This window comes from Dactylosporangium sp. CA-139066 (assembly GCF_050936175.1).
GTDB lineage: Bacteria > Actinomycetota > Actinomycetes > Mycobacteriales > Micromonosporaceae > Dactylosporangium.
Map to the genome: position 1 here is coordinate 9,068,570 of NZ_JBNJNH010000001.1, position 24,784 is coordinate 9,093,353.

The 24,784-nt window shown below is 72.5% G+C and carries 30 protein-coding genes; 15 read left to right on the plus strand and 15 right to left on the minus strand.

Features of this window, described 5'->3' with window-relative positions; all coding sequences use genetic code 11:
* Positions 1 to 8: 8 nt before the first annotated feature.
* From ACQEVU_RS41490 to dut, 3 genes are all read right to left on the minus strand, one after another.
* Positions 9 to 401, minus strand: coding sequence for an OB-fold nucleic acid binding domain-containing protein (locus tag ACQEVU_RS41490; protein WP_433335282.1), 393 nt, complete (start codon positions 399 to 401; stop codon positions 9 to 11).
* 67 nt (positions 402 to 468) lie between these two features.
* Entirely contained in the window at positions 469 to 1,266 is a 798-nt protein-coding gene (locus ACQEVU_RS41495; protein ID WP_433333686.1) for a DUF3710 domain-containing protein, read from the minus strand.
* The gene (gene dut, locus ACQEVU_RS41500; RefSeq protein ID WP_433333688.1) at positions 1,263 to 1,736 is read right to left on the minus strand and encodes a dUTP diphosphatase; all 474 of its coding nucleotides are present in this window, start codon (positions 1,734 to 1,736) and stop codon (positions 1,263 to 1,265) included. Before dut ends, ACQEVU_RS41495 begins: the two co-directional genes overlap by 4 nt.
* A 74-nt stretch (positions 1,737 to 1,810) precedes the next feature.
* Here dut and ACQEVU_RS41505 point away from each other — a divergent pair, with 74 nt between their 5' ends.
* The gene (locus ACQEVU_RS41505; RefSeq protein WP_433333690.1) at positions 1,811 to 2,281 is read left to right on the plus strand and encodes a DUF3093 domain-containing protein; all 471 of its coding nucleotides are present in this window, start codon (positions 1,811 to 1,813) and stop codon (positions 2,279 to 2,281) included.
* On the opposite strand, the gene ACQEVU_RS41510 is transcribed toward ACQEVU_RS41505, so the two are convergent.
* Both ACQEVU_RS41510 and ACQEVU_RS41515 read right to left on the minus strand, forming a co-directional pair.
* The gene (locus ACQEVU_RS41510; protein WP_433333692.1) at positions 2,260 to 3,105 is read right to left on the minus strand and encodes a hypothetical protein; all 846 of its coding nucleotides are present in this window, start codon (positions 3,103 to 3,105) and stop codon (positions 2,260 to 2,262) included. The two genes, ACQEVU_RS41505 and ACQEVU_RS41510, sit on opposite strands and share 22 nt — an antisense overlap.
* 92 nt (positions 3,106 to 3,197) lie before the next feature.
* Positions 3,198 to 3,494, minus strand: coding sequence for a DUF4193 domain-containing protein (locus ACQEVU_RS41515; protein ID WP_433333694.1), 297 nt, complete (start codon positions 3,492 to 3,494; stop codon positions 3,198 to 3,200).
* A gap of 364 nt (positions 3,495 to 3,858) precedes the next feature.
* Between ACQEVU_RS41515 and ACQEVU_RS41520 the strand changes: the two genes are divergently transcribed.
* Positions 3,859 to 4,389 carry a LytR C-terminal domain-containing protein gene (locus ACQEVU_RS41520; RefSeq protein ID WP_433333696.1) on the plus strand — a complete coding sequence of 177 codons (531 nt, stop codon included), beginning with the start codon at positions 3,859 to 3,861 and terminating at the stop codon, positions 4,387 to 4,389.
* 70 nt (positions 4,390 to 4,459) lie between these two features.
* Here the strand turns inward: ACQEVU_RS41520 and ACQEVU_RS41525 are convergent, their stop codons facing one another.
* Positions 4,460 to 5,263 (minus strand): inositol monophosphatase family protein, encoded by an 804-nt coding sequence (locus tag ACQEVU_RS41525; protein ID WP_433333698.1) that lies wholly within the window; start codon positions 5,261 to 5,263, stop codon positions 4,460 to 4,462.
* Between the two features lie 251 nt (positions 5,264 to 5,514).
* Here ACQEVU_RS41525 and ACQEVU_RS41530 point away from each other — a divergent pair, with 251 nt between their 5' ends.
* A complete protein-coding gene (locus ACQEVU_RS41530; RefSeq protein ID WP_433333700.1) occupies positions 5,515 to 7,197 on the plus strand; it encodes an RNA polymerase sigma factor in 1,683 nt (560 codons plus the stop codon).
* 305 nt (positions 7,198 to 7,502) lie between these two features.
* Positions 7,503 to 7,736, plus strand: coding sequence for a DUF7455 domain-containing protein (locus ACQEVU_RS41535; protein ID WP_433333702.1), 234 nt, complete (start codon positions 7,503 to 7,505; stop codon positions 7,734 to 7,736).
* Between the two features lie 439 nt (positions 7,737 to 8,175).
* Here ACQEVU_RS41535 and ACQEVU_RS41540 read toward each other — a convergent pair whose 3' ends face one another.
* Positions 8,176 to 9,897 carry a DEAD/DEAH box helicase gene (locus ACQEVU_RS41540; RefSeq protein ID WP_433333704.1) on the minus strand — a complete coding sequence of 574 codons (1,722 nt, stop codon included), beginning with the start codon at positions 9,895 to 9,897 and terminating at the stop codon, positions 8,176 to 8,178.
* A gap of 286 nt (positions 9,898 to 10,183) precedes the next feature.
* Positions 10,184 to 10,462, minus strand: a complete 279-nt coding sequence (locus ACQEVU_RS41545; protein WP_433333706.1) for a DUF3039 domain-containing protein — start codon at positions 10,460 to 10,462, stop codon at positions 10,184 to 10,186.
* Positions 10,463 to 11,351: 889 nt separating this feature from the next.
* On the opposite strand from ACQEVU_RS41545, the gene ACQEVU_RS41550 reads away from it, so the two are divergent.
* Both ACQEVU_RS41550 and ACQEVU_RS41555 read left to right on the plus strand, forming a co-directional pair.
* Positions 11,352 to 12,260: a pseudouridine-5'-phosphate glycosidase gene (locus tag ACQEVU_RS41550; protein ID WP_433333708.1), complete on the plus strand. Its 909-nt coding sequence runs from the start codon at positions 11,352 to 11,354 to the stop codon at positions 12,258 to 12,260.
* A 4-nt stretch (positions 12,261 to 12,264) separates the two neighbouring features.
* Positions 12,265 to 13,146, plus strand: coding sequence for a carbohydrate kinase family protein (locus tag ACQEVU_RS41555; protein WP_433333710.1), 882 nt, complete (start codon positions 12,265 to 12,267; stop codon positions 13,144 to 13,146).
* Between the two features lie 335 nt (positions 13,147 to 13,481).
* Here the strand turns inward: ACQEVU_RS41555 and ACQEVU_RS41560 are convergent, their stop codons facing one another.
* Together ACQEVU_RS41560 and mscL are read right to left on the minus strand one after the other, a co-directional pair.
* Positions 13,482 to 13,829 (minus strand): DUF3099 domain-containing protein, encoded by a 348-nt coding sequence (locus ACQEVU_RS41560; protein WP_433333712.1) that lies wholly within the window; start codon positions 13,827 to 13,829, stop codon positions 13,482 to 13,484.
* Positions 13,829 to 14,302 (minus strand): large conductance mechanosensitive channel protein MscL, encoded by a 474-nt coding sequence (gene mscL, locus ACQEVU_RS41565; RefSeq protein ID WP_433333714.1) that lies wholly within the window; start codon positions 14,300 to 14,302, stop codon positions 13,829 to 13,831. Before mscL ends, ACQEVU_RS41560 begins: the two co-directional genes overlap by 1 nt.
* 85 nt (positions 14,303 to 14,387) lie before the next feature.
* On the opposite strand from mscL, the gene ACQEVU_RS41570 reads away from it, so the two are divergent.
* Complete coding sequence (locus ACQEVU_RS41570; protein ID WP_433335284.1) at positions 14,388 to 15,212, plus strand: phosphotransferase family protein; 825 nt, start codon at positions 14,388 to 14,390, stop codon at positions 15,210 to 15,212.
* A 14-nt stretch (positions 15,213 to 15,226) separates the two neighbouring features.
* Here ACQEVU_RS41570 and ACQEVU_RS41575 read toward each other — a convergent pair whose 3' ends face one another.
* The 4 genes from ACQEVU_RS41575 to ACQEVU_RS41590 all read right to left on the minus strand — a co-directional run bounded on the left by ACQEVU_RS41575 (position 15,227) and on the right by ACQEVU_RS41590 (position 18,741).
* Positions 15,227 to 15,802 (minus strand): HhH-GPD-type base excision DNA repair protein, encoded by a 576-nt coding sequence (locus ACQEVU_RS41575; RefSeq protein ID WP_433333716.1) that lies wholly within the window; start codon positions 15,800 to 15,802, stop codon positions 15,227 to 15,229.
* Between the two features lie 140 nt (positions 15,803 to 15,942).
* A complete protein-coding gene (locus tag ACQEVU_RS41580; RefSeq protein ID WP_433333718.1) occupies positions 15,943 to 16,695 on the minus strand; it encodes an ABC transporter permease in 753 nt (250 codons plus the stop codon).
* Positions 16,692 to 17,636 carry an ATP-binding cassette domain-containing protein gene (locus ACQEVU_RS41585; RefSeq protein ID WP_433333720.1) on the minus strand — a complete coding sequence of 315 codons (945 nt, stop codon included), beginning with the start codon at positions 17,634 to 17,636 and terminating at the stop codon, positions 16,692 to 16,694. Before ACQEVU_RS41585 ends, ACQEVU_RS41580 begins: the two co-directional genes overlap by 4 nt.
* A gap of 52 nt (positions 17,637 to 17,688) precedes the next feature.
* Positions 17,689 to 18,741, minus strand: coding sequence for a thiamine pyrophosphate-dependent dehydrogenase E1 component subunit alpha (locus ACQEVU_RS41590; protein WP_433333722.1), 1,053 nt, complete (start codon positions 18,739 to 18,741; stop codon positions 17,689 to 17,691).
* Between the two features lie 96 nt (positions 18,742 to 18,837).
* On the opposite strand from ACQEVU_RS41590, the gene ACQEVU_RS41595 reads away from it, so the two are divergent.
* Positions 18,838 to 19,332, plus strand: a complete 495-nt coding sequence (locus tag ACQEVU_RS41595; RefSeq protein ID WP_433333724.1) for a toxin-antitoxin system HicB family antitoxin — start codon at positions 18,838 to 18,840, stop codon at positions 19,330 to 19,332.
* Between the two features lie 8 nt (positions 19,333 to 19,340).
* Here the strand turns inward: ACQEVU_RS41595 and ACQEVU_RS41600 are convergent, their stop codons facing one another.
* Positions 19,341 to 19,772 carry an SRPBCC domain-containing protein gene (locus tag ACQEVU_RS41600; RefSeq protein ID WP_433333726.1) on the minus strand — a complete coding sequence of 144 codons (432 nt, stop codon included), beginning with the start codon at positions 19,770 to 19,772 and terminating at the stop codon, positions 19,341 to 19,343.
* A 125-nt stretch (positions 19,773 to 19,897) separates the two neighbouring features.
* On the opposite strand from ACQEVU_RS41600, the gene ACQEVU_RS41605 reads away from it, so the two are divergent.
* From ACQEVU_RS41605 to sigB, 7 genes are all read left to right on the plus strand, one after another.
* Positions 19,898 to 20,365, plus strand: a complete 468-nt coding sequence (locus ACQEVU_RS41605) for a heme-degrading domain-containing protein (protein ID WP_433333728.1) — start codon at positions 19,898 to 19,900, stop codon at positions 20,363 to 20,365.
* Positions 20,366 to 20,408: 43 nt separating this feature from the next.
* Positions 20,409 to 20,888: a hypothetical protein gene (locus ACQEVU_RS41610; RefSeq protein ID WP_433333730.1), complete on the plus strand. Its 480-nt coding sequence runs from the start codon at positions 20,409 to 20,411 to the stop codon at positions 20,886 to 20,888.
* 26 nt (positions 20,889 to 20,914) lie between these two features.
* Positions 20,915 to 21,340 carry a hypothetical protein gene (locus ACQEVU_RS41615; protein WP_433333732.1) on the plus strand — a complete coding sequence of 142 codons (426 nt, stop codon included), beginning with the start codon at positions 20,915 to 20,917 and terminating at the stop codon, positions 21,338 to 21,340.
* A 39-nt stretch (positions 21,341 to 21,379) separates the two neighbouring features.
* Positions 21,380 to 21,721, plus strand: a complete 342-nt coding sequence (locus tag ACQEVU_RS41620; RefSeq protein WP_433333734.1) for a hypothetical protein — start codon at positions 21,380 to 21,382, stop codon at positions 21,719 to 21,721.
* Positions 21,722 to 21,738: 17 nt separating this feature from the next.
* Complete coding sequence (locus tag ACQEVU_RS41625) at positions 21,739 to 23,205, plus strand: DUF7059 domain-containing protein (RefSeq protein WP_433333736.1); 1,467 nt, start codon at positions 21,739 to 21,741, stop codon at positions 23,203 to 23,205.
* Positions 23,193 to 23,615 (plus strand): D-aminoacyl-tRNA deacylase, encoded by a 423-nt coding sequence (gene dtd / locus ACQEVU_RS41630; protein ID WP_433333738.1) that lies wholly within the window; start codon positions 23,193 to 23,195, stop codon positions 23,613 to 23,615. The genes ACQEVU_RS41625 and dtd overlap by 13 nt, the downstream gene beginning before the upstream one ends.
* A 157-nt stretch (positions 23,616 to 23,772) precedes the next feature.
* On the plus strand, positions 23,773 to 24,738 hold the full coding sequence (gene sigB / locus ACQEVU_RS41635) for an RNA polymerase sigma factor SigB (protein ID WP_433335286.1): 966 nt from the start codon (positions 23,773 to 23,775) through the stop codon (positions 24,736 to 24,738).
* Positions 24,739 to 24,784: the final 46 nt, after the last annotated feature.

Here is a 24,784-nt window from a genome sequence, read left to right on the forward strand (position 1 = left end):
GTTGCGCGTCATCGTGGGGTGTCGAGCTCGTAGTACGGGTTGTAGAGCACCTTACGGCCATCACGGACGGCGATGCGGCCCTTCGCCGTGATCGCTCGACCCGGCTCGATGCCGGCGATGTGCCGCCGGCCCAGCCACACCAGTGTGACCAGGTCGCTGCCGTCGAAGAGCTCGGCCTCCAGGGTCGGCAGGTTGGTGCGCGGCGTGTACACCACCGTGCGCAGCCGCCCCTTGAGGCTCACCACCTGACCCCGCTGGCAGGTCAGCGCCGGCATGCTGCCGCACTGCACGGCGTCGCGCTGCAGCTCCTCCGCGTCGAGCTCGGAGTCGCTCGCCGTCAGCCGGCGCAGAAACTTTCGCAGCCCCCGCTGCCCCGCTACCGCGTCACTGTCCGTGGCCATGATGACGGTGCCACCCTCCCGTTCGGCTGTCATGACACCTTGAACTACGACGGTACGCGCTTTGGGGCTATTTGCGACGGGGCCGGGGTGACGGCTTTCGGCGAGCGGCCTCGCCGCCGTCGGTCCCGTCGGTGCCATTGGTGCCGTTGGTGCCGGGCTCGGCGCCGCCGGCCGCGGCGGCCTCGGCGGCCTGCTGGTCGGTGACCTCCTTCGGCAGGTGCAGCGGCAGCGGCTCGCGCACCGGCATCGCCTCGTGGCCGCGATCGATGACGAGGTTGTGCAGGCACTCCAGCAGCGGCGGGGCGACCTGCGGGTTTTCGGCGGCCGGGCCCTGGAACACGGCGCGGACCAGCCAGCGGGGGCCGTCGACGCCGACGAAGCGGATGTCGGTCAGGCCCTCCGGGGTGCGCACCCGGGCCCGCAGCTCGGTGCCGTAGTCGCCGGCGACCTCCTCGGCCGCGACGCCGTCGTTGAACAGCTGCTTGCGGATCTCGGCGCGGACCTCGTCCCAGATGCCCTCGCTGCGCGGCGCGGCGAACACGCCCAGCTGCAGCGCGCTCTGCTCGTACACGAGCACGATCTGCTGGATCTTGCCCTCGTTGTCGGCCTGGACCCGCACCTCGACGTTGTCGACCGCGGGCACCTTGAGCGCGCCGAGGTCGAGCTGGGCGATGCCGTCCGGGGCCTCGCTGATGTCGTACGGGCCGCCGGTGCGCGGCGACTTGCCGGGGCGCGGGTCGGCGTCGTCCTCGATCGCGTCGAGGTCGTCGTCGAACTCGTCGTCGAACGCCTCCTGGCCCTTGGCCCGCGCGTCGGACTTGGCGTGCCGCCCGCTCCCGCTCCCGCTCTTGCGCGAGAAGATCACTGCTCTGCCTCCAAGTTCGCTGCCGGGACCAGCCCGGCATGCCCGCCGGTGGACCCGTGGCCACCGGCCCCGCGCACAGTATCGGGAAGGTCGTCGACGACGTGGAAGTGTGCCCGCTCCACGCGCTGGATAACAAGCTGGGCGATTCGGTCACCGCGGGATATCTTCGCCGATATCACTCGATCGTGATTGACGAGGTTCACCAGGATTTCGCCCCGGTAGCCCGCGTCGACGGTGCCCGGCGCATTGAGCACCGTTACCCCCATCTTCGCGGCCAGGCCGCTGCGCGGGTGCACCAGGCCGACGTAGCCCTCCGGCAGGGCGATCGCCACGCCGGTGCGCACCAGCGCCCGCTCGCCCGGCGCGATCTCCACGTCCTGCGCCGAGTACAGGTCGGCGCCGGCGTCGCCGTCATGCGCGTAGGCCGGCACCGGCAGACCCGGGTCGAGCTGCCGCAGGAGTACCTCCATCCCCATGCCTCCATCCTGCCGGGTCCGTCCGGCGCGCGAACACGTACCCTCGCCTACCGCGTATCCTCGCCTGCGTGTCCACGCCGAACCCGTACCGCGAGCGTCTCGGCCTGTCCTGGTGGCTCTGGCTGCCCGCGGTCGCCCTCGCCGCCGCGCTGGCCGCCGAGGTCAAGCTGGGCGCACCCGGCGCGGCCACCTGGGTGGCCTACCTGGTGCTGCTGCCGCTGACCGTGGTCGGGCTCTGGCGCCTCGGCCGCATCCGCATCGAGGTGTCCAACGGCGAGCTGCGGGTCGACGACGCGCACATCCCGCTGCGGTACGTCGGCGAGGTGACGACGATCACTGCCGACGAGAAGCGCGACCTGCTCGGGCCCTACGCCGAGCCGGAGGCGTTCGTGATCCAGCGGCCCTGGGTCGGGCCCGCCGTGCGGGTGGAGATCCGCGACGAGGCCGACCCGACGCCGTACTGGCTGATCAGCACCCGCCACCCGGAACAGCTCGCGGCGGCCCTGCGCGACGCCGCTCAGGCCTCGATGACGCGCTGATCGCCCGGCGGCGGGTTCTGCAGGTCCTTGCGGATGTCGTTGCCCAGCGACTGGGTGGCCCGGCGGTTGAGGAACCCGCCGACCGCGGCACCGGTCAGGAACGGCCCCATGGTGCTCAGGTTGCGCCCGAAGCGCTTCAGCAGCCGGTCGCGCAGCTCCTTGCGCAGCGCGGTGCCCATCGCCGCGGCCACGCTGCCGCCGATGCGCAGCGGGTTGACCCCGCGCCGCTCGGCCCACGCCTGGATCAGCGCGAACGCGCGCTGGGTGCCGCTGCCGGGGATCGGGCGGCCGTAGACGGCGTGCAGCTCACCGATGAGCTTCATCTCAACGGCGACGACCGCCACCGTCTCGGCGGCCAGCAGCACCGGGGCCGACAGCAGGCTCGGCGTGGCGACCCACTCGACCGCGGCCACGCCGCCGCCGGCCGCGCCGATGCCGGCCGTGACCCGCGCGGCGTTGCGGATCAGGCGATCGGCCAGGGCGTCGCCCTCCAGGCCCGGGTAGTGCGCCCGGAGCGTGTCCAGGTCGCGGACCGGGATGTGCGGCGCGACCCGCGTCACCGAGTCGGTGATCCAGCCGATCGCCTTCTTCGGCCGGAACAGGTCACGCAGGCCACGCTCGCCGATCTCGATGCGCACGAGGCGGCCCAGCAGCCGGCCGCGGTCCTTGGCGGTGACCTCCTCGTCGGTGAGCGCGACGACGGCCTGCGACAGCTCCGCGTCGTCCACCGGGCCGGCCGCGGCGTCGCCACCGGGTCCGGCCAGCGCTTCCGGCTGGACGGGCGCGTTCTCGGCCGCCTCGTCGGCGGGCACCGGCTGGACCATCGAAACCTCCGGGGGTACGGAAACGGTCACTGCCTCACACTGAAGCACGCCGGGGCGAGTTCCGCGTGATCAAGTCAGCCGGAACACACGGTCTACGCGCACTCGCGGCAGATCAGCTCCCCGTTGCGCTCGACCGCGAGCTGGCTGCGGTGATGCACCAGGAAGCAGCGCGAGCAGCGGAACTCGTCGGCCTGCATCGGCAGGACCTTGACCGTCATGTCCTCGTCGGCGAGGTCGGCCCCCGGCAGCTCGAAGTTCTCGGCGAGGTCGGAGTCGTCGACGTCCACGGTCGCGGACTGCGCGTCGGTGCGGCGGGACTTGAGCTCCTCGAGGCTGTCCTCCCCGAGGTCGACCTCGTCGCGACGTGGCGCGTCGTAGTCGGTGGCCATCGGTGTTCACACTCCCAATTTCATGTCGCCGGTAGGGTGGGGCGGCGTACCTTACCGCTCCCGGACGTTTGTTGTACGCCCACGCGCGGAAACTTGTTCCCACTGTGACCGAGGCGACACAACGATCTTTGCTCGGAGGGGCCCGTCCTGCACCCGCCCCGCGGCGATGCGACGATACCGCCCGCCCGCTGTTCGTGTGCGAAGTCGTCCCGCAACGGCGAGTAGGAACTTTGTGGTACCTCCGGTGGGGACTTCAGCGAGTGTGCGCATCAGGCGCTAACCTCTCCGGCAGCCAGAGCGTCTTCTCTGGTGACGGAACAACGTACGAGGCAGGCCCGGGGAGCGAGCCATGAGTTTTGCGCGGGTGAGAGCACTCGCGGTGGTCGGCATCCTCATCGTCGCCGCGGCGGTGTTCGTGATCGTCGCCGTGGTGAAGGACCACCAGAGCGGCGGGACGGCGAACGCGAAGAAGTGCGCCGAGGGCGCGGTGATGGCCAATGCCAAGCTCCCCCGGCAGGAGGACGTCAAGGTCACCATCTACAACGCCACCACACGCACCGGCGCCGCCACGGATGTCGCCAACGACTTCCTGAGCCGCCGGTTCAAGGAGGCGAAGGTGGTCACGGCGGCGCCCAACCCGCCGGTCGCCAAGCCGGGCAACGTGGTCGCGGTCATCCGCTACGGCCCGCAGACGGTCGGCGCGGCGTGGCTCGTGCGGGCGTACTTCCTCAACCAGGCCGACACCCAGTTCGACAAGGCCCGCCAGGACGACAAGGTCGAGATCATCCTGGGCGGCAAGTTCCGCCAGCTGCCGACCACGACCGAGGTCAACCAGGCGATCGCAGCGCTGGGCAACCCCGAGCTGCCGGAAGGCACCTGCGCCAAGGACGACTGACCCGCGCCGTCCGGGCCGGCCTGCTCCCGCGGGCCGGCCCCGGCCGTTGCGGCGCCGCCTGCCTCGCCCGTCACGGGCCGCCGGCGGCGTCCAGCTCGCTGAGGCGGTCGTGCAGCCGGGCGTGCAGCGCCGGCGGGGCCGCCACGACCATGTCCGGCCCCGGCGGCGCCCCGTCCAGCCCGGTCACCAGGGCCCCCGCCTCGGCGGCGACCAGGCCGCCGGCCGCGTGGTCCCACGGGTTGAGGCCCTTCTCGTAGTACGCGTCCAGGGTCCCCTCGGCGACCAGGCACAGGTCGATCGACGCCGCCCCGAGCCGGCGGATGTCGCGGATGTGGCCGATCAGCCCGGCCAGCACCCGGGCCTGATACAGCCGGCGCTCGGCGGCGTAGCCGAACCCGGTGCCGACCAGCGCCTGCCCCAGGTCCGTCTCCGGCGACACCGCGAGGCGCCGCCCGTCGCGGAACGCGCCCCCGCCCCGCAGCGCCGTCCACTCCCGGCCGGTGGCCGCGTTGACCACGACGCCGGCGACCACCACCCCGCCGACCTCGGCGGCCAGGGACACCGCGTACTGCGGCAGGTCGTAGAGGTAGTTCACGGTCCCGTCGATCGGGTCGAGGATCCAGCGCACGGGCGCGTCGCGGTCGGCGCCGTACTCCTCGCCGAGCACCGCGTCGTCCGGCCGGGCCCGGGCGAGCTGCTCGCGCACGTGCCGCTCGACCGCCCGGTCGGCGGCGGTGACCACATCGGTGGCGGTCGACTTGGTCGTCACGGCCGACACGCCCTCGGCTCGCATGCGGCTGGCCAGCTCGCTCGCGGAGCGGGCAACGGATACGGCAAGGTTGAGCAGTTCCACCGGTTGAGCCATGCTCGCCATCCTTCCAAAGGCTTCTCGGGCCGCTCGGAGCCCATCCGTTCGGTCACAAGAGCGCGTCCAGCCCCCTCAAGAGGGGATGTTGGGGCGAGAGAGCGTTACAATTCACGCGCTGCCCGCTGTCGTTTGTGAATCCGCCCGGAGTCACGGCACACGGAAGCCACCAAAGCAACCCGGCCCACTCAGCACGGCCGCGCCGTGCGCGAACCCGGCCGCACCGGCCGTCGCTCGCTCATCGCACCGGAAGGTCGTTCGTGACAGCAGCTCACCAGCCCAGCGTTGACGTACGCTCCCTCGCCGACACGCTGATCGCGCGTGCCGCCTCCAACGGCGGCCATCTCACGTCGGCGGAGGTCGCGCAGGCGGTAGAGACCGCAGACGTAACCCCCGCGCACGCCAAGAAGCTGCTGAGGAGCTTGGCGGAAGCGGGCGTGACCGTGGTGGTCGACGACTCCGCGCACAGCCGGCGCCGGGTCGCCGCGGCCCGTTCCGCCACCCCGGCGTCCAAGGCGGCGACGGCCAAGGCCGCCCCCGCTCGCAAGGCACCCGCTGCCAAGCCGCTGACAGCCGTCGAATCCGGATCGCCGGAGCCGGCGGCGGCGAAGAAGGTTCCTGTGAAGAAGGCCGCGCCATCGGCGCCCACCGCATCCGCCGCGGCTCCGGCCGCGCCCGCCGCGCCGGCCGCGGTGCCGGCGAAGAAGGCCGCGCCCGCCAAGAAGGCGGCGAAGAAGGCCGCGCCGGCCAAGGCCGCGCCCGACGGCGCCAAGAAGGCCTCCCCGGCCGAGGCCGCGGACCCCGCGGCCCCGACCGCCGGCGCCGGCGAGGAGCCGGAGCTCGAGGACCTCGACGACGCCGCCCTGGCCGCCGAGATCGAGGACGTCGTCGTCGACGAGCCGGTCGAGGAGACCAAGGCCGCCGAGGCCGACGCGGAGGCCACGGCCACCGACGACGACTTCGCGTGGGACGACGACGAGTCCGAGGCCCTCAAGCAGGCCCGGCGCGACGCCGAGCTCACCGCGTCGGCCGACTCGGTCCGCGCCTACCTCAAGCAGATCGGCAAGGTCCCGCTGCTCAACGCCGAGCAGGAGGTGGAGCTCGCCAAGCGCATCGAGGCCGGGCTGTACGCCTCCGAGCGGCTGCGGGCGGCCGAGGAGGCCGGCGAGCCGATGGTCATGCCGGCCAGCCGCGACTTCATGTGGATCTCGCGCGACGGCGAGCGGGCCAAGAACCACCTGCTCGAGGCGAACCTCCGCCTGGTCGTGTCGCTCGCCAAGCGGTACACCGGCCGCGGCATGGCGTTCCTGGACCTCATCCAGGAGGGCAACCTCGGCCTCATCCGCGCCGTCGAGAAGTTCGACTACACCAAGGGCTACAAGTTCTCCACCTACGCCACCTGGTGGATCCGCCAGGCCATCACCCGCGCCATGGCCGACCAGGCCCGCACCATCCGCATCCCGGTGCACATGGTCGAGGTCATCAACAAGCTCGGCCGCATCCAGCGCGAGCTGCTCCAGGACCTGGGCCGCGAGCCCACCCCGGAGGAGCTGGCCAAGGAGATGGACATCACGCCGGAGAAGGTGCTGGAGATCCAGCAGTACGCCCGCGAGCCCATCTCCCTCGACCAGACCATCGGCGATGAGGGCGACAGCCAGCTGGGCGACTTCATCGAGGACTCCGAGGCGGTCGTGGCCGTCGACGCGGTCTCCTTCTCGCTGCTGCAGGACCAGCTCCAGCAGGTGCTGCAGACGCTGTCGGAGCGCGAGGCGGGCGTCGTGCGGCTGCGTTTCGGCCTGACCGACGGCCAGCCGCGCACCCTGGACGAGATCGGCCAGGTGTACGGCGTGACCCGCGAACGCATCCGCCAGATCGAGTCGAAGACGATGTCCAAGCTGCGGCACCCGTCGCGTTCCCAGGTCCTCCGGGATTACTTGGACTGAACGACCGTTTTTCGCTCTGCGCGAACCCGGGCCGTCCCTTTTGGGGCGGCCCGGGTGTGTTTCGGGTCACCGAGGGCATTACAGAGCCGTGGCGCCGCGCCAACCCACTTGTGATCGCAAGCGCGGCGCGATAGGAAGCACGTAGCGGGTATTCGATCCCAACCCGGTATCGGCCTCCCGGGCACGACAGAAATGTGACATCGGTCCCCCACACCAGGTGGGAACGATGTCGGGCAACACGGTGTTGAACCATCTGTGAACGACGCAAGGAAGCGTTCGTCGGTGACGATCAGAGGAGGAAGGCGATGACCCCGACCCTCACGCCGCCGCCGGAGACGGCGGCGCCCCCCGCCGCCGAGGAACGGTGCGACCGCTGCAACGCGGCAGGGAAACTTCGAGTTCGGCTCGCCGAGGGCGGCGATCTGATCTTCTGTGGACATCACGCCAACAAGTACGCCGACCAGCTGGTCAAGATCGCTGTCGAGTACGCCGTAGCCCCGGACTTCTCGTGGCGCGGTTCGGAGCTCTCGGCCAGCTGAGACCAATACGGTTACCGCAGGGCGTCCCTCCGGGATGCCCTGCGGTCGTTTTCCGGCCGCTGTAGGCCCCCTAGGGCCACGACCGCGCCGTCAGATCCGGTGCCGGGTTCTTGCCTGGGCGGCAGTGCGGGGAGTGGTGGCCGCGCCTACAAACGCGCGCGCCAGGAGCCTCCTCAGCCCGGGCCAGGGACCTTAACCGCACCCATCGTGCGCTTGAGCCAGCGACTGGATGCCACGCCCGTGCGCCGGCCTGGGGAGCCAGGGTGCTTCAGTCCACTCCCAAGCCCGTGCCTGCTGGCTTATGACGCCGGGCCATTCATCCACGGTTCGCAGCGAGCCATCATCGTCAACGGACGCCCACCGCGCACAAACTCCAAATAAACAAAAAATGTCCGCCGCACGCGCGACGGACATTTCCGATTTTCCGGTTATGCACGAATCACATGGTCTGAATGGTGGCGATCCGCTCCTCGAGCTGCTCGATCGTCGCCTGCGCGCTCGGCGGCCCGCCGCACAGCCGGCGCAGCTCCGCGTGGATCTTGCCGTGGGGCAGCCCGGTGCGGTGGTGGTGGGCGGCCACCAGCGTGTTGAGCTGCCGCCGCAGCACGATGCGCCGCTCCCCCGCGGTGCGCGGCTGCGGTACCTCCGCGACGGGCGCCGCGGGCGCATCCACCGGGGCGCGCCGCTTCTGGGCCGCCGCCTGGTCCGCCTGGCGCTTCGTCAGCAGGACGGAAACCTGGTCGGGGGTCAGGAGGCCGGGCAGGCCGAGGTACTCCTCCTCTTCCGCCGTGCCCGTCTGCGCCGGCAGCCCGAACGTCGCGCCGTCGTAGATGATCTGGTCGAGCTCCGCCGTCGCGGACAGGGCCTCGAAGCTCTTCTCCAGCTCACCGGAGGCCTTCTCCTCGCGGTTGGCCCGCTCCATCTCGTCGTCGTCGAAGCCCTCTTTGGTCTTGCGCTCGCCGAGGACGTGGTTGCGCTGGGCCTCCAGCTCGCTGGCCAGTTCCAGCAGGTGCGGCACGCTGGGCACGAACACCGACGCCGTCTCGCCGGGCTTGCGGGCGCGCACGAAGCGGCCGATGGCCTGGGCGAAGAACAGCGGGGTGGAGGCGCTGGTGGCGTACACGCCGACGGCCAGCCGCGGGATGTCCACACCCTCCGACACCATGCGCACCGCGACCATCCAGCGCTCGTTCGACGCCGAGAACGCGGCGATGCGGCCGGAGGCACCCACGTCGTCGGAGAGCACGACGACGGCCTTCTCGCCGGTGAGCTCGCTCAGGACTTTCGCGTACGCGCGGGCGGACTGCTGGTCGCTCGCGATGACCAGGCCGCCGGCGTCCGGCATGCCGTCGGCCCGCAGCTTCTGCAGCCGGGCGTCGGCGGCGCGCAGGACCTGCTGCATCCAGTCGCCGGTCGGGTCGAGGGCGGTGCGCCACGCCTGCGCGATGAGATCCTGGGTCATCGGCTCGCCCAGGCGGGCCGCCAGCTCGTCGCCGGCCGAGGTGCGCCATCGGGTCTCCCCGGAGTAAGCCAGGAAGATCACGGGGCGGACGACGCCGTCGCGCAGCGCCTCCGAGTAGCCGTACACGGTGTCGGAGCGCGATCGGGCGATGCCGTCGGACCCGCGCTCGTACTCCACGAACGGAATCGGGTTGTCGTCCGAGCGAAACGGCGTGCCGGTGAGCATCAGGCGCCGCACGGCCGGCTCGAACGCCGCCTTGACCCCGTCGCCCCACGACTTCGAGTCGCCGGCGTGGTGGATCTCGTCCAGCACGACCAGGGTTCTGCGGGTGACGGTTCTCCGCTTGTGTACCGCGGGAGCGATCCCCACCTGCGCATAGGTGACGACGGTCCCGTGGAAGTCCGACGCGGCGTGCACGTCGGAGTTGCGGAACCCGGCATCGAGGTCGATCCCGACCCGCGCCGCGGCCTGCGCCCACTGGTTCTTGAGATGCTCGGTCGGCGTGACGACGGTGAGGTTGTCGATGGTCCCGTCGCCGAACAGCTCGAGCGCCACCCGCAGCGCGAACGTGGTCTTGCCGGCGCCGGGCGTCGCGACGGCCAGGAAGTCCTCGCGATTGCCCCGCAGGTACTCCATCAGGGCCTTGCGCTGCCACACCCGGAGCGTCTGACCTTGCTGCACCACCGGACGCGGCGGCATGCGGCACCCCTCCCCGTACGTCTCGTCCACGTCGCACTGCACTCGCCCCGGCGCCGCCCCGCTCCCCCACGGATCGGCGCGCGTCGACCCCGGCCCGGCCGGCATCGGCGCACGTCAGCACCCGCCGGCCCATCGGCGGGTCGGCGGCTTACGTCAGCCCTCGGCCCGATATTGCCCGTTTGGTCCGGCTCCGGGCGCATGAAAACGCCCTCGCGTCAGCGCGACCGCGAAGGCGCTCAACAGCCTAGCGGGCCCCGGCCCGGCGCGTGCCGAACCGAGCCGAACGTCACGAACTCGGGTCGTCGTTCTGAACTACGTTCTCGTACAGGTCCTTGCACACCGGGCACACCGGGAAGCGGCTGGGATCACGCGAGGGCACCCAGAGCTTGCCGCACAGCGCCCGCACCGGCGTCCCCTCGATCATGGCCTGCATGATCTTGTCCTTCGGCGCGTAGTGCGAGAACTTCTCGTGGTCGCCGGCGTCATAGCGATAGTCGGTGCTGGTCTGCTCATCAACGCGCTCGTCGGTGAGGGTCCCGCCACCGTTCTCTGGAGTGGTCGTCACGGCTCCCAGTCTGCCAGGCCCGCCGCGTTTCGGCCCCCTCGGCAGGCCGCGTATCGCCACCCGGCGCACACCTAGGCGCCACCGACGCTGCGTGACCGGACCAACAACGCCCGTTCCGCGGTCCCGCGCTCGCGGCCCTGGCGTGCGGGACGGCGCACGACGCGTTTTTGGTAAGCCGCCGCGTGACGGACCAACAACGCCGTCGCGCGGTCCCGCGGCCGCGGCCCTGGCGTGCGGCACGGCGCACGACGCGTTCTTGGTAAGCCGCCGCGTGACGGACCAACAACGCCGTCGCGCGTTCCCGCGCTCGCGGCCCTGGCGTGCGGCACGGCGCACGACGCGTTCTTGGTAAGCCGCCGCGTGACGGACCAACAACGCCGTCGCCCGGTCCCGCGGCCGCGGCCCTGGCGTGCGGCACGGCGCGTGCGGCGCGTTTTTCGGTAAGTCGGGCACTCCGTGCCGCGACTTACCGGATTTATCCCCCGACGACTCATAAATCCGACAAGTCGTGGCGCGGAGCGCCCGACTTGTCGTAAAAACCCACCCTGAGCCGCAAAGGACCGAACCCGCAGAACACGCCATCGCCGCCAACGTTGCCGGCAGCGCATCAAGCGCGGGCACGCCGCGCTGCCCCAGCGCGGCACGCGGGCACCCCGCGCGGGCACGGCGCGACACGACACGCGGGCACGCCGCGCTGCCCCAGCGCGGCACGCGGGCACCCTGCGCGGGCACGGCATGCGGGCACGGCACGCGCGCACGACGCCCCGGGCACGACGCGCGGGCGCAGGCATCGACGCGAGAGCGGGCGCGAAGAGGCGCGGGCGACCAGAGCGCGAGCGGAGGCCCGCCGCCGGACAGTGACGCGCGGGAGCAGGGCTATCGTGGGCTGGTGATCAACCACGTCATCCGCTTCGGGCCCGATGTCGAGGCCGCCCGGGCCGCCGGAGCGCCGATCGTCGCGCTCGAAAGCACGATCATCTCGCACGGCCTGCCCCGTCCGGCCAACTTCACCGTGGCCAAGGAGATCGAGGCGACCGTACGCGCGGCCGGGGCCGTGCCGGCCACCATCGGCATGATCGGCGGCGAGATCGTGGTCGGGCTCGGCGAGGGCGAGATCGCCCACCTCGCCGAGAGCGACGACGTGGTCAAGCTGTCCGTGCGCGACCTCGCCCCCGCCGCCGCGGCCGGGGCCGACGGGGCCACGACCGTCGCGGCCACCTCGGCGATCGCCGCCCGGGCCGGCATCGCGGTGTTCGCGACCGGGGGGCTCGGCGGCGTACACCGCGGGGCTTCCAGCACGTTCGACGAGTCCGCCGACCTGACCGCCCTGTCGCGCCTGCCGATCGCCATCGTGTGCGCCGGCGTGAAGTCCATCCTCGACGTCGGCGCGACCCTGGAGCGCCTCGAGACCCTGGGCGTGAGCGTCGTCGGGTACGGCACCCGCCGCTTCCCCGGCTTCTACCTCACCGACGCCGGCTTCGACCTGGACTGGTCGGCCGGCACCCCGGAGGAGGTCGCCGGCATCATCAGCGCCGCCCGCGCCCACGACGTGCACCCGGGCGCCCTGATCGTGGCCAACCCGCTGCCCGAGCCGGAGCAGCTCGACCCGGCGCTGCACGACCGCGTCCTCGCCGAGGGCCTCGCCGGGCTGGAGCGGGAGGGGATCAGCGGCAAGGAGGTCACGCCGTACCTCCTGGCGCACTTCCATCACGCCACCGAGGGCAAGAGCCTGGACGTGAACGTGCGCATCATCCTGCGCAACGCGGACCTGGCCGCCCGCATCGCCGCCGCGCTGTGACGCGGTGAGCGTCGTCGTCATCGGGGACGTCGTCACGGACATCCTCACCATGCACGAGGGCCCGCTCGCGATCGGCTCCGACACGATCGCGAGCGTGCGCATCAGCGGCGGCGGTTCGGCCGCCAACACGGCCGCCTGGCTCGCCACGGCCGGCTGCCCGGTCGTCTTCGCCGGCGTGGCGGGCGACGACGGCCCCGGCGACGCCCGCCTGGCCGAGCTGCGCTCCGACGGCGTGCGGATCAGCGTCCGCCGCGTACCGGGCGCCGCCACCGGCACGGTCGTCGTGCTCACCTCCGACGCCGAGCGCACGATGTTCACCGACCGCGGCGCGAACCGCCTCCTGAACCGCGCCGACGTCGAGCGCGCCCTCGACCACGCGGACGCGAAGCATCTGCACCTCTCGGCGTACGTCCTCTTCGACCCCGACTGCGCCCCCGCCGGCCGTTTCGCGCTGGCCGAGGCCCGCCGCCGAGGCCTCACGACCAGCCTCGACGCCGCGTCGGCCGCCCCGCTGGAACGGCTGGGCGCCGGCGCATTCCTGGCATCGGTACCGCGACCGGACATCCTCTTCGCCAACCTGGACGAGGCCCGCGTCATCGCCCCCGGCCCCGACGCCCCGCCGGAGCTGGCCCGCCGCCTCCTCACGTACGCAGGCGCCGCGGTCGTGAAGTCCGGCGCCTCGGGCGCGACCTGGGCCTCCCGCGACGGCACCGCCCAGTCCCCCGGCATCGCCCTCGCCACGGTGGTCGACCCGACCGGCGCCGGCGACGCGTTCGCCGCCGGCTTCCTGGCCGAGTGGCTGGCGGGCACATCCCCGGAGGCGGCCCTGCGCCGCGGCAACGAGCTCGGCGCGCGGGCCGTCTCGCGCCTGGGCGCCCGCCCGTGATCCGGGGCCCTCACCGCGACCCGGGCATTTTCGGTAAGTCGGGCACTCCGTGCCACGACTTACCGCATTTATACCCCGACGCCGTATAAATCCGACAAGTCGTGGCGCGGAGCGCCCGACTTGTCGCAAAAACCCACCCTGAGCCGCAGACGAGCGAACCCGCAGAACAGCCGAACGAGCCTCGCCAAACGCGTGGACCAGCGAACGCCGCGCGGAAGGCGCACGGCGAGAAACAGCGAACGCCGCGCGGAAGGCGCACGGCGAGAAACAGCGAACGCCGCGCGAAGGCGCAGGGCGAAGAAACAGCGAACGCCGCGCGGAAGGCGCGGCGTTCGTCAGTCGGCGTCGATGACCTTGTGTTCCTGGTCGGGCAAAGCGTGCGCCGGGTCCGGATGGGACGTCGGCCGTCGGTGCAACCGGTTGCGCAGCCGGTTTTCCGGGCGCGGCGGCGCGTCGTTGGCCAGCAGGACCGCGACCATCGGCAGCCCGACGCCGCCCAGCAGGCACAGCGACAGCCACAGCCACAGCAGCGGCGGGCGGGTCGCGACCAGGATCGCCGCGATCACGACGCACGCGGCGCGCAGCAGCATCATGAAGACATAGCGCAGCTCGCGGGCGCGGAGCTCCTGTTCGGGGCTGCGTGCCGCGTCGGTGATCAGCTGCGGTCGTGACCTGCGGGCCATTATCTCGAGTCTGCCACGCCCTCGTTGGGCTTGACCGGCGGCCGGGGGTCGACGGCGTGGGCGGCGGGGGCGCCGCCCTGCTCGCGGGCCGTGGTGCCGGTGGCCAGCAGGTCGCGGATCTCGGTGAGCAGGCGGATCTCGTCGCTGGGCGCCGCGGGCTCGGGCTCCAGGCCCTTCTTGCGCCGCTCGGCGAGCTTGTTCATGGGCAGGACGACCAGGAAGTACACGGTCGCCGCGGTCAGCAGGAACGTGATGACGGAGTTGACGAAGTTCGGCCACTGCAGCACCTGGCTGCCGATCTTCAGGCCGGGCCGGTCGCCGAAGCCGATGCCGCCGGAGAGGCTGATCAGCGGCTTGAGGAAGCCGTCGGTGAATGACTTGACGACGTCGTTGAACGCGGCGCCGATCACGACGGCGACGGCAAGCTCGATGACATTGCCGCGCGAGATGAAATCCCGGAAACCCTTCAGCACGTAGGCACCTTACGACCGCATCGGTCGACTCGCATCCGTTGTCGTCCTACAGGAGGGCGTGGGACAGTCTCGTGGCGTGGAGGGCATGGCGGAGGCGGTCGCGGCGCGGCACGGGGTGCCGGCCGAGAAGGTGCAGCCCGGGCCGATCGGCGGGGCGAACCACGTGTTTCTGCTCGGCGACGAGCTCGTGCTGCGCATCCCGCGGTCGCGGCGCGACGGGCACCGGCTGTTCGCCGAGGCGGCGATCATCCCGGCGGCGCGCCGCGGCGGGGTGCTGACGCCCGCCGTGGTGGAGTTCGACGCTTCGGTACCCTACCTGCTCACCCAGCGCGTCCCCGGCCTCGACGCGGCGGCTGCGGGCGCCGCGGACGCGAGGCTCTTCGAGGAGCTCGGCCGGGAGCTTGCGAAGCTGCACCAGCTCCCGCCGCCGCCCCGGCTGCCGGTCGACGCGGCGCCGCTGGACCCGTGGGCGCTGGTGTCGGACCTGCGCGCCGAGGGCCGCCTGGACCAGGAGGGCGCGGAGTGGCTGTCCGGCTGGTTCGACCGGCTGGCCCCGAAGGTGCCGATCGCGCCGCTGCGGGTGGCGATCCACGGCGACGTCGCCCCGCAGAACATCATGGTCGCCCGCGGCGCGCTGGCGGGCCTGGTGGACTGGGGCGACGCCATGATCGCCGACCCGGCGACCGAGTTCGCCAAGCTGCCGCTCACGGTGGTGCCGGCGGTGCTCAAGGGGTACCACGGCGTCAACATGGAGCCGCGCGTGCTCTGGCACCACCTGATCTGGGCGCTCGCCCGCCTGCGCGACCCCGAGCCCTCCGCGGCGCGGCACTGGTCGGCTCCTCCGGGCAGCCGCCTGCTCGGCCTGCTGCGGTTCTTCGCCACGACCCCGGCCTGGCGCGACCTCACCTGATCGGGTGAGCCGGGCTACCCCTTGGCCGCCTTCGCCTCGGCCTTCATCTGCTTCTTGAACGTGCGCACCTTGACCAGCGAGTCCTGGTCGACGATGTCGGCGACCGAGCGGTGCGAGCCGTCCTCGCCGTAGGCGCCGGCCGCCTCGCGCCAGCCCGGCGGCTGCACGCCATACTGCTTGCCCAGCAGCGCCACGAGGATCTGCGCCTTCTGCCGGCCGAACCCGGGCAGCCCCTGCACCCGCCGCAGCAGCTCGGCGCCGTCGGCGACGCCGGTCCAGAGCGCGGCCGCATCGCCGTCGTACTGCTCGACGATCATCCGGCACACCTCCTGCACCCGGGCGGCCATCGCCTTGGGGAACCGGTGCAGCGCCGGCGGCGTCGCGAAGATCTCGGCGAGCGCCTCCGGGTCGTACTCCGCGATCTGCGTCGCCGTCGGCTCGTGCCCCAGCCGCCGGCCCAGCACCCACGGCGAGGTGAACGCCTTCTCCAGCGGGATCTGCTGGTCGAGCGTCATGCCGATCAGCAGCGCGAGCGGGTCGCGGTCGAGCAGTTCGTTGGCCTCGTCGGGAATCGGCAGCGCAAACGCCATGCACCCATACTGCCCGGCCGGCCGCCGCCCGGCGAGAGCGGGGCGGCGGGTCGACCTCAGGCGGCCGCTGTAGTCGCGGCACCGGCGCCGCCGGCCCTGGCGCCACCATGGCGCCATCGGGGAAGGCGGCGCCACGGACGTCAGCGCGGGCGCGGCGGGCGGGTGAAGCGGGCCCGCGACCACAGGTAGCCGGCCAGCGCGACGGCGACGCACCAGGCCGCGGCGATCCAGGGCGCGTGGCCGGCCGGGGCGCCGGTCAGGGCGGCCCGCAGCGTCTCGATGACCGACGTGTACGGCTGGTGCTGCGTGAAGGCCCGCACCCCGGCCGGCATCGCCGACGTCGGGGAGAACGCGCTGCTCACGACGGGCAGGAAGGTGACCGGGAACGCCGCGTAGCTCGCGCCGACGAGGGTCTTCGCCGACAGGCCGAGCGCGGTGGTGAGCCACGCGGCGGCGAACGCGGCCAGGGTCACGAACGCGGCGGCGGTGAGCCAGCCGGCCGCCGTGGCGTGCGGGCGGTAGCCCATGAGCACGGTCAGCCCCGTGATGATCGCGACGCAGACGAGCGTGCGCAGCACGGTGCCGAGGACGCGGCCGGTCAGCACGGCGGCGCGGGAGATGCCCATCGCGCGGAAGCGGTTGATGATGCCCTCGGACATGTCGGCGGAGACGGCGAGGGCGGTCTGGCCGACGCTGTACCCGATGCTCATCACGAGCACGCCCGGCACGACGTAGTCGAGGTACCGCCCGTGGTCCACGGCCGCCGGGCCGCCGAAGACGTAGACGAACAGCAGCATCATGATGATCGGCACGACCAGCGCGACGAAGACGGTCGACGGGTTGCGGCGCAGGTGGCGCAGGTCGCGGCGCAGCATGGTCAGGGCGTCCCTCATGCCACGGCCTCCCGCTCGGCCAGATGCCCGGTCAGGGCGAAGAACACGTCGTCGAGGTCGGGGGTGTGCACGGTCAGCGCCGCCGGCTCCACGCCGCCGGTGCCGAGGCGGTTGAGCAGGTCGCGCAGGTCGGCGGGGGTGCCGTCGCAGGGCACGCGCAGGGTGAGCGCCTCGTCGTCGCGCGCGGCGGCGGGCAGGAGGGCGGCCGCCGCGGACAGGGCGGCGGGCGCGGCGAAGAGCAGCCGCACGTGGCCGCCGGGCACGCGGCGCTTGAGGTCGTCGGGGGCGCCCTCGGCGACGATGCCGCCGCGGTCGAGCACGGCGACGCGGCCGGCGAGCTGGTCGGCCTCGTCGAGGTACTGCGTGGTCAGGAAGATCGTGACGCCGTCGGCGGCGAGGCCGCGCACGATCTGCCAGACGGTGCGGCGGCTGCGCGGGTCGAGGCCGGTCGTCGGCTCGTCGAGGAAGATCACCCGCGGGTCGCCGACGAGCGTCATCGCCAGGTCGAGGCGGCGCTTCATGCCGCCGGAGTAGGTGGCCGGGGTACGCCGGGCCGCGTCCGTGAGCTCGAAGCGCTCCAGCAGCCCGGCCGCGCGCCGGCGCCCCTCCCGCCGGCCCAGGTGGTGCAGGTCGGCCATGAGCAGCAGGTTCTCCTCGCCGGTGAGGAGGTTGTCGACGGCGGAGAACTGGCCGGTCACGCCGATGGCGGCGCGCACCGCGGCCCCCTGGGTGGCCACGTCGTGGCCGGCGACCCGGGCCGAGCCGCCGTCGGCCGGCAGCAGCGTCGCGAGGATGTGCACCATCGTGGTCTTGCCGGCGCCGTTGGGCCCGAGCAGCGCGAAGATCGCGCCCTCCGGGACGTCGAGGTCGATGCCGTCAAGGACGATCTTGTCGCCGTACCGCTTGCGCAGCCCGGAGACGGCGATGCCCGCATCAGTCATGGCTTCACTATGGCGCCGTCGATGGCGCCACGCAAGGGGCTAAATGGCGCCATCAGTGCGCCGTAAACGACGAGTGGTACACCTCCAGCCACTCCCGCTGTTCGCGCAGCAGCTCGGTCTCCTCGGTGTGGGTGAACCGGAAGATGTCATCCGTCGCCGGGTCCGGCAGCGCCAGGCACGCCGCCCGCGTCTGCTCCGCCACCCGGTCGGACTCGGCCTTGAGCTCGTCGAAGTACTCCGGGCCGGCCCAGTCCCGGGCCCGCACGAGCCGCTCCAGGCGGGCGATCGGGTCCCGCTCGCGCCAGGACTCGACCTCGTCGTCGGAGCGGTACCGGCGCGGGTCGTCGGAGGTGCTGTGCCCGGCCATGCGGTAGGTCGTCGCCTCGATGAAGACCGGGCGCCCTCCCCGGCGTACCGAATCCGCGGCTCTTGCGGTTATGGCGTGCACCGCGAGCACGTCGTTGCCGTCGACGAGGTGCGCCTCCAGGCCGAAGCCCTCGGCCCGGCGGTGCAGCGGCGCGGCCATCTGCCGGCTCGTGCCGGTGGAGATCGCCCACTGGTTGTTCTGGCAGAAGAACACGATCGGCGCTTCGGCGACCGCCGCCCAGTTGAGGGCCTCGCTCACGTCTCCCTGGCTGCTGGCGCCGTCGCCGAAGTAGGCGAGCACGATCTCGTCGGCGCCGTCGAGCCGGACGCCGACCGCGTACCCGGCCGCGTGCAGCGCCTGCGTGCCCAGGACCAGGCTGTAGATGTGGAAGCGGTACCGCGCCGGGTCCCATCCGCCGTGCATGACGCCCCGCCACTGCGCGAGCAGCTCGGCCGCGCCGACGCCCCGGCAGCGCGCGGCGGCGTGCTCGCGGTAGCTGGGGAAGACGTAGTCGCCCGGCGCGAGGGCGCGCACCGAGCCGACCTGGGCCGCCTCCTGCCCCAGCGACATCAGCCACAGCCCGAGCTCGCCCTGGCGCTGCAGCGCGAGGGCCTCCTCGTCGAAGCGCCGCGCGAGCACCATGTCGCGCAGCAGGTCCCGGCACAGCGCCGGCGTCACGTCGAGCGGCGCCCGCCCGTCCTCGCGAAGCGTGCCGTCCGGCGCCAGGAGCTGGATCATGAGCCCTCCCCGTCCCCGTCCCGTCCATCATCATCTTCCCGTGGCGGGGGCCATCGATGGCGCCGATGGCGCCATCAATTTGCGATACTTGGGCCCATGGACCTCACGCGGTACGTCGAGGGCCTGCGCGCGGAGCTGCTGGCCGCGGCCGGCCCGGACGAGGCGGCGCTGGCCGAGCGGCTGGCCGCCGCGGTCGCGTCGGCGACCCGGCTGGCGATGTTCGACGTCCTCTCCGACGCCGCCGACGAGATCACCCGCGACCTGGCGCCGGGCTCGGTCGAGGTCCGCGTGCGCGACCGCAACCCGTACTTCGTCGTCACCGCCCCCGACGCCGACCTGGAGGCGCCGGCCGAGCCCCAGCCGGAGCCCGGCGCGCCCGAGCCGGCCGCCGAGGGCCCGGTCGGCCGGATCAACTTCCGCCCGCCCGAGCAGCTCAAGCAGCGCATCGAGGAGGCCGCCGCGCGCGAAGGCCTGTCGGTCAACGCGTGGCTGACCCGCGCGCTCACCTCGGTCCTGTCCGGCGCCACGCCCGCGCCCCCGCGCGCCGCGGCGACCCCGTCGCGACGCGCCTTCGTGGGCTGGGTCGGCTGACCCTGGGTCTAGCCGGGCAGGGAGGCGCCGGTCTCCAGGACGGTCTTCAGGCCGCTCACGATGCGCGACCAGGCGTCGTCGCGGTCCGGGTCCGGGCGGGCGTCCAGGTCGTCGCAGGTCAGGCTGACCCGCGTGAGCGACGGGTCGTCGACCGCCGCCAGGGTCCAGGTCAGCCAGCAGTGCGCCTCCTGCTCGCGGCCGACGCCGGTGAACAGGTTGTGTATCAGGCACTCGCCGGGTATGGCGTGGATGATCTCGCCGTGCAGCGCGTCGGGGACCGGGCCCTGCTGGGTGCGGAAGATGATCGGCGCGCCCGCCGTCCAGGTCGAGTCGACGGCCAGGCCCAGGTAGTAGCGGCGGGTCTGCGACGGGTCGGTGAGGGCCCGCCACACGCGGTCGGGGGTGGCGGCGATGTACAGCGTGAAGGTCCGGGTTCTCATGGGACAGAATCCTCCGGGCCGGACTTGCCGGGAACTTGAGCGTCGCTTGGTCCTGACGCGAATCCGGGAGACCAACCGAACAACCAACCGACCAAAGACGCAAGAACGAGAAGGGGTACGTCACCGTGGACGATCTGATCGCCGAGCTCGAGGCGCAGGAGGCGCGGCTGGTGTTCGACCGGTTCGACAACGACGACGCGTGGGCGCTGGGGTGCCGGCTCGTCGACGTCGCCCGGGAGCGCGACCTGGCCATCACGATCGACGTGCGGCGCGGCGGGCAGCAGCTGTTCCACGCGGCGCGGCCGGGCACGGCGCCGGACAACGACCGCTGGATCGAGCGCAAGATCCGGGTGGTGGAGCGGCTGCACGCGTCCTCGTACCTCGTCGGGCGCCGGCTGGCCGCCAAGGGCCGCACGTTCGACGCCGACTACGGGGTCGACCCGGCCGACTACGCCACCCACGGCGGGGCGTTCCCCATCCGGGTCCGCAATGTGGGCGTCGTCGGTGTCGTAACGGTGTCAGGGTTGCCGCAGGCCGACGATCATGCGCTGGTCGTCGAGGTGCTCGAGCGGTTCCTCGCCGACGTGTCGTGATGCCGACAAGCGCGGCGCGCGGCCAAGCCTCACGATGCCGCATGTGAAGACTCGCATCCCGTTCACGGTCGCCCTGCCCTGCCTGCTGGCGGCGACCGTCCTTGCCGGCTGCTCCGACGACGAGCCGGCGACCACCGGCGCGCCGGCCACCACCGGCGCTGCGGCGCAAAGCGCGCCGGCCGCCGACCCGAGCTCGGTGCCGATCAGCGCCGCGCCCTCGGGCCGGCCGTCGGCCGCCGCGGCCGGCTGCCCGGTCACCGCGGCCACCCTGGAGAAGGCGTTCAAGGCCAACCCGAAGGTCGCCGCGGCGATCGTGCTGGGCAAGGGGCTCAAGGACGTCAGCTGCTACGAGGGCTGGGCCACCGCGGTCGCGCAGCCGACCAACCTCGAGGCGGCGACGGTGCTGTTCAAGTACGACACCGCGAAGAAGTCGTGGGTCGCCGTCTCCGGCGGCACCGACGGCGTCTGCCGGGACACCGTGCCCGAAGAGGCCGCGACACACCTCAAGGGATGCCAGAACTAACTCATAGAGTGTCGTAGATTCGAGGGGTGCGATACACACTCCTCGCCGTCGTCGCCGGAGCGGCCGCCACCCTTGCGGCCTGCTCCGGCGATGCATCCGCGCCGCCGGCCGCCGCCCCCGCCGCGCCGACGGCCGACCAGCAGTCCCTCCCGCCCCAGACCGGGCCGGCGCCGCTCAAGCCGGGCGTGAGCCCGCAGACGGGCTGCCCGGTCGACGCGCCCGCGCTCGAGAAGGCCCTGACCGCCAACGCCGAGGCGGCGGCCGCCGTGCAGCTCGGCAAGGGACTCACCGACGTCAGCTGCGCCCAGGGCTGGGCCGTCGCCCGCACCGAGGGCGACCGCGCGGTGATCCTCTTCCAGTTCGACAACGCGCAGCAGCGGTGGGCCTTCGTCGGCCTCAAGTGCGAGCAGGCGCCGGCCGACGTCCGCAAGCAGCTCAAGAACTGCGCCTGACCCCTGGCACAATCGTCCCGCTTTATGGTCATATTGAGCATGGAGCGTGAAGCACTGCTCCGGCTCCTCGGCGAGGAGCCCGGAGCGGCCTTCGAGGCGTGCCGCGCGGCGATTCGCGCCGGCGCGGAGTATGTGGTGTGGGATCACACGCTGCCCGCCGACCAGCTCGCCCGCAGCTACTCGCGCCGCGCGCAGCACATGGCCAAGATCGGCAACCCGATGCTGGGCAGCGCCGAGGCGATCGCCGAGCTGGAGACCTCCGGGGACCGGCCGCTGCGGGTCGGCGAGGCGAAGATCGAGAATCCGCCGACCCACTTCCAGCTGTTTCTGACGGCGGACGCGTCCCGGGTCGTGGCCTGCATAGGCATCGACCAACGCTGAAGTACCAGGATGTCGGTGTGGACGCTCTGCTGGAACCCGCCGCACTGCAACAGCTTCGCGAGGCGCTCGCCTCCGCGCAGTACACCTCGGAAGGCATCAGGAACCACCTCGGCGAGGACGCCGCGGCGGCCGCCGCGCGCAACGACTTCCGCGCCGCGCTGCGCGTCACCGAGGACTCCGGCGGGCGGCTCGCCACGCTGATCCGGCTCTTCGTCTGCGGGCAGACGGAGCCGGTCGAGCGGGTCGCCGCCGCGCTCGCCCCGCTGCCGCTCGAGTCGGCGGCGGCGCTGGTGGAGCCCGACGGCGACGGGCTGCGGGCGGCGATCGAGCTCGAGCCGTACGGCGACTGGTGGGTCGTCGCCGACCTGTCGGCCGGCATGCGCCCCGGGCGGCCGCTGCCCGGCGACCACGTGCTCGGCATCGGCGGCGCCTCGACCACCCTGGCCGCCGCCGCCCTGCGCCGCCCGGTCGCGACCGCGCTCGACCTCGGCACCGGCTGCGGCGTCCAGGCCCTGCACCTGTCCACCCACGCGCAGCGGGTGACCGCCACCGACGTGCTCCCCCGCGCGCTGCGCTTCGCCGCCACCACCGCCGCGCTCAACGGCCTGGACTGGGAGCTGCTGCGCGGCGACATGGCCGCGCCGGTCGCCGGTCGCCGCTTCGACCTCGTCGTGAGCAACCCGCCGTTCGTGGCCGGGCCCGGCACCACCGCGCACACGTACCGCGACTCGGGCCGCCCCGGCGACGCCGTCTGCGCCGAGCTCGTCGCCGCCGCGCCCGGGCTGCTCGCCGACGGGGGGCACATGCAGTTCCTGGCCAACTGGCTGCACGTGGCCGGCGAGGACTGGCGCGACCGGGTCAACGACTGGCTCGCCGGCACCGGCCTGGACGCCTGGGTGATCCAGCGCGAGGTGTCGGACCCGCTCGCGTACGTCAACCTGTGGCTCGCCGACGCCTCCGAGGACCCGGCCCACCAGCCCGCGCTGGCCGCGGCGTGGCTGGACTGGTTCGACGCCCAGAAGGTCGACGCCGTCGGCTTCGGCCTGATCACGCTGCGCGCCGCCGGCCACGACGACCCGACCGTGCGCATCGAGGACCTCCGCCAGGGCGTCGACGGCGATCTCGGCCCGCTGATCGGCGACTGGTTCGACCGGCAGGACTTCCTGCGCCGCGCCGACCTGCTCGCCAGCCGCCTGACCGCCGCCCCCGGGCTGCGCCTGCGCCAGGAGGCCGGGCTCGGCGCCGAGGGCTGGGAGGTCGAGCGGCAGCTGCTGGTCCTGCCCGACGGCCTGCGGTGGGTCGAGGAGGTCGACCCGGTCGCCCTGGCCCTCATCGGCGCGTGCGACGGCTCGGTCACCCTGCAGGCCCAGGTCGACCTCCTGGCGGCCGCCCATGGTGTACCCCCCGAGGTCCTCGCCGACGTCGCGGTCCCGCTGGTGTCGCATCTCATCGAGCGGGGGATCCTGCTGCCGTGCGAGCCCTAGTCCAGACCGTCAGCCGGGCGAGCGTCACGGTCGACGGTTCGGTGGTCGGCTCGATCACTGACGGGCTGCTGGTGCTGGTCGGGGTGACCCATTCGGACACCTCCGAAATTTCGGGAACGCTGGCCCGGAAGGTGCACGAGCTGCGGATCCTCGACGACGAGAAATCGGCGGCCGACACCGGCGCGCCACTGCTCGTCGTCTCGCAGTTCACCCTGTACGGCGACGCGCGCAAGGGCCGGCGCCCGACCTGGATCGCCGCGGCCCGCCCCGAGGCCGCCGAGCCCCTCATCGAGGCGTTCTGCGCGGCCCTGCGAGACCGGGGCGCAACCGTGGAAACCGGGCGATTTCGCACCCACATGCTCGTCGAAAGCGTGAACGTCGGACCGCGGACGGTGTTGCTGGAGATCTGAGACTCACGGTTTCGTGCCACGGCTACGCCGCCTCACCGCCACTTCACGCCCGCTCAGCGAAGCTACTTCTCGCAGGAATGATCGCGCCACTTGTCAATCCACACGGGAGGCGAGCGAAGTGGCCCAGCCGCTGAGTGACACCACGGAGTTCAACGCCATCGACGTTGAGGCCGACGAACAGCACGAGCAGGAGCAACCGCTCGACAACACGGGCGTCTCAGCGGATCTGGTTCGCGCATACCTCAACACGATCGGCCGCACCAAGCTGCTGACCGCCGAGCAGGAGGTCGACCTCTCCAAGAAGATCGAGGCCGGCCTGTACGCGGAGGAGAAGCTCTCCACCGGCATGGTCCACCCGGCCTGGATGAACACCTACGAGGTCGTGGTCCGCGAGGGGCGCGCCGCCAAGGCCCACCTGCTCGAGGCGAACCTGCGCCTGGTCGTGAGCATCGCCAAGCGGTACACCGGCCGCGGCATGGCGTTCCTGGACCTCATCCAGGAGGGCAACCTCGGCCTCATCCGCGCCGTCGAGAAGTTCGACTACACCAAGGGCTACAAGTTCTCCACCTACGCCACCTGGTGGATCCGCCAGGCCATCACCCGCGCCATGGCCGACCAGGCCCGCACCATCCGCATCCCGGTGCACATGGTCGAGCAGGTCAACCGCATGGTCCGGGTCCGGCGCGACCTGTCGGCGACCCTGGGCCGCGAGCCCGTCGTCGCCGAGATCGCCGCGGCGCTGGGCATCGAGGAGTACCAGGTCATCGAGCTGATCTCCTACGACCGCGAGCCGGTCAGCCTCGACCAGGCGGTCGGCGAGGACGGCGAGAGCGCCCTCGGCGACTTCGTGGCCCGCATCGACCCGCGCGAGGAGCCGGGCGACAGCGTCTCCCAGGGCATGCTGCGCTCCGAGGTGGAGATCGTGCTCTCGACGCTCTCCCAGCGCGAGCAGGCCGTGATCCGGCTGCGCTTCGGCCTCGACGACGGCCGCCAGCGCACGCTCGACGAGGTCGGCCGCGAGTTCGGCCTGTCGCGCGAGCGCATCCGCCAGATCGAGAAGGTCACGCTGCTGAAGCTGCGCCACCCGTCGCGGGCCAAGCGCCTGGAGGCGTACGCGAGCTGAGCTTTCGAAAAGGGCCGCCCCCTCGGGGGCGGCCCTTTCGCGTGCC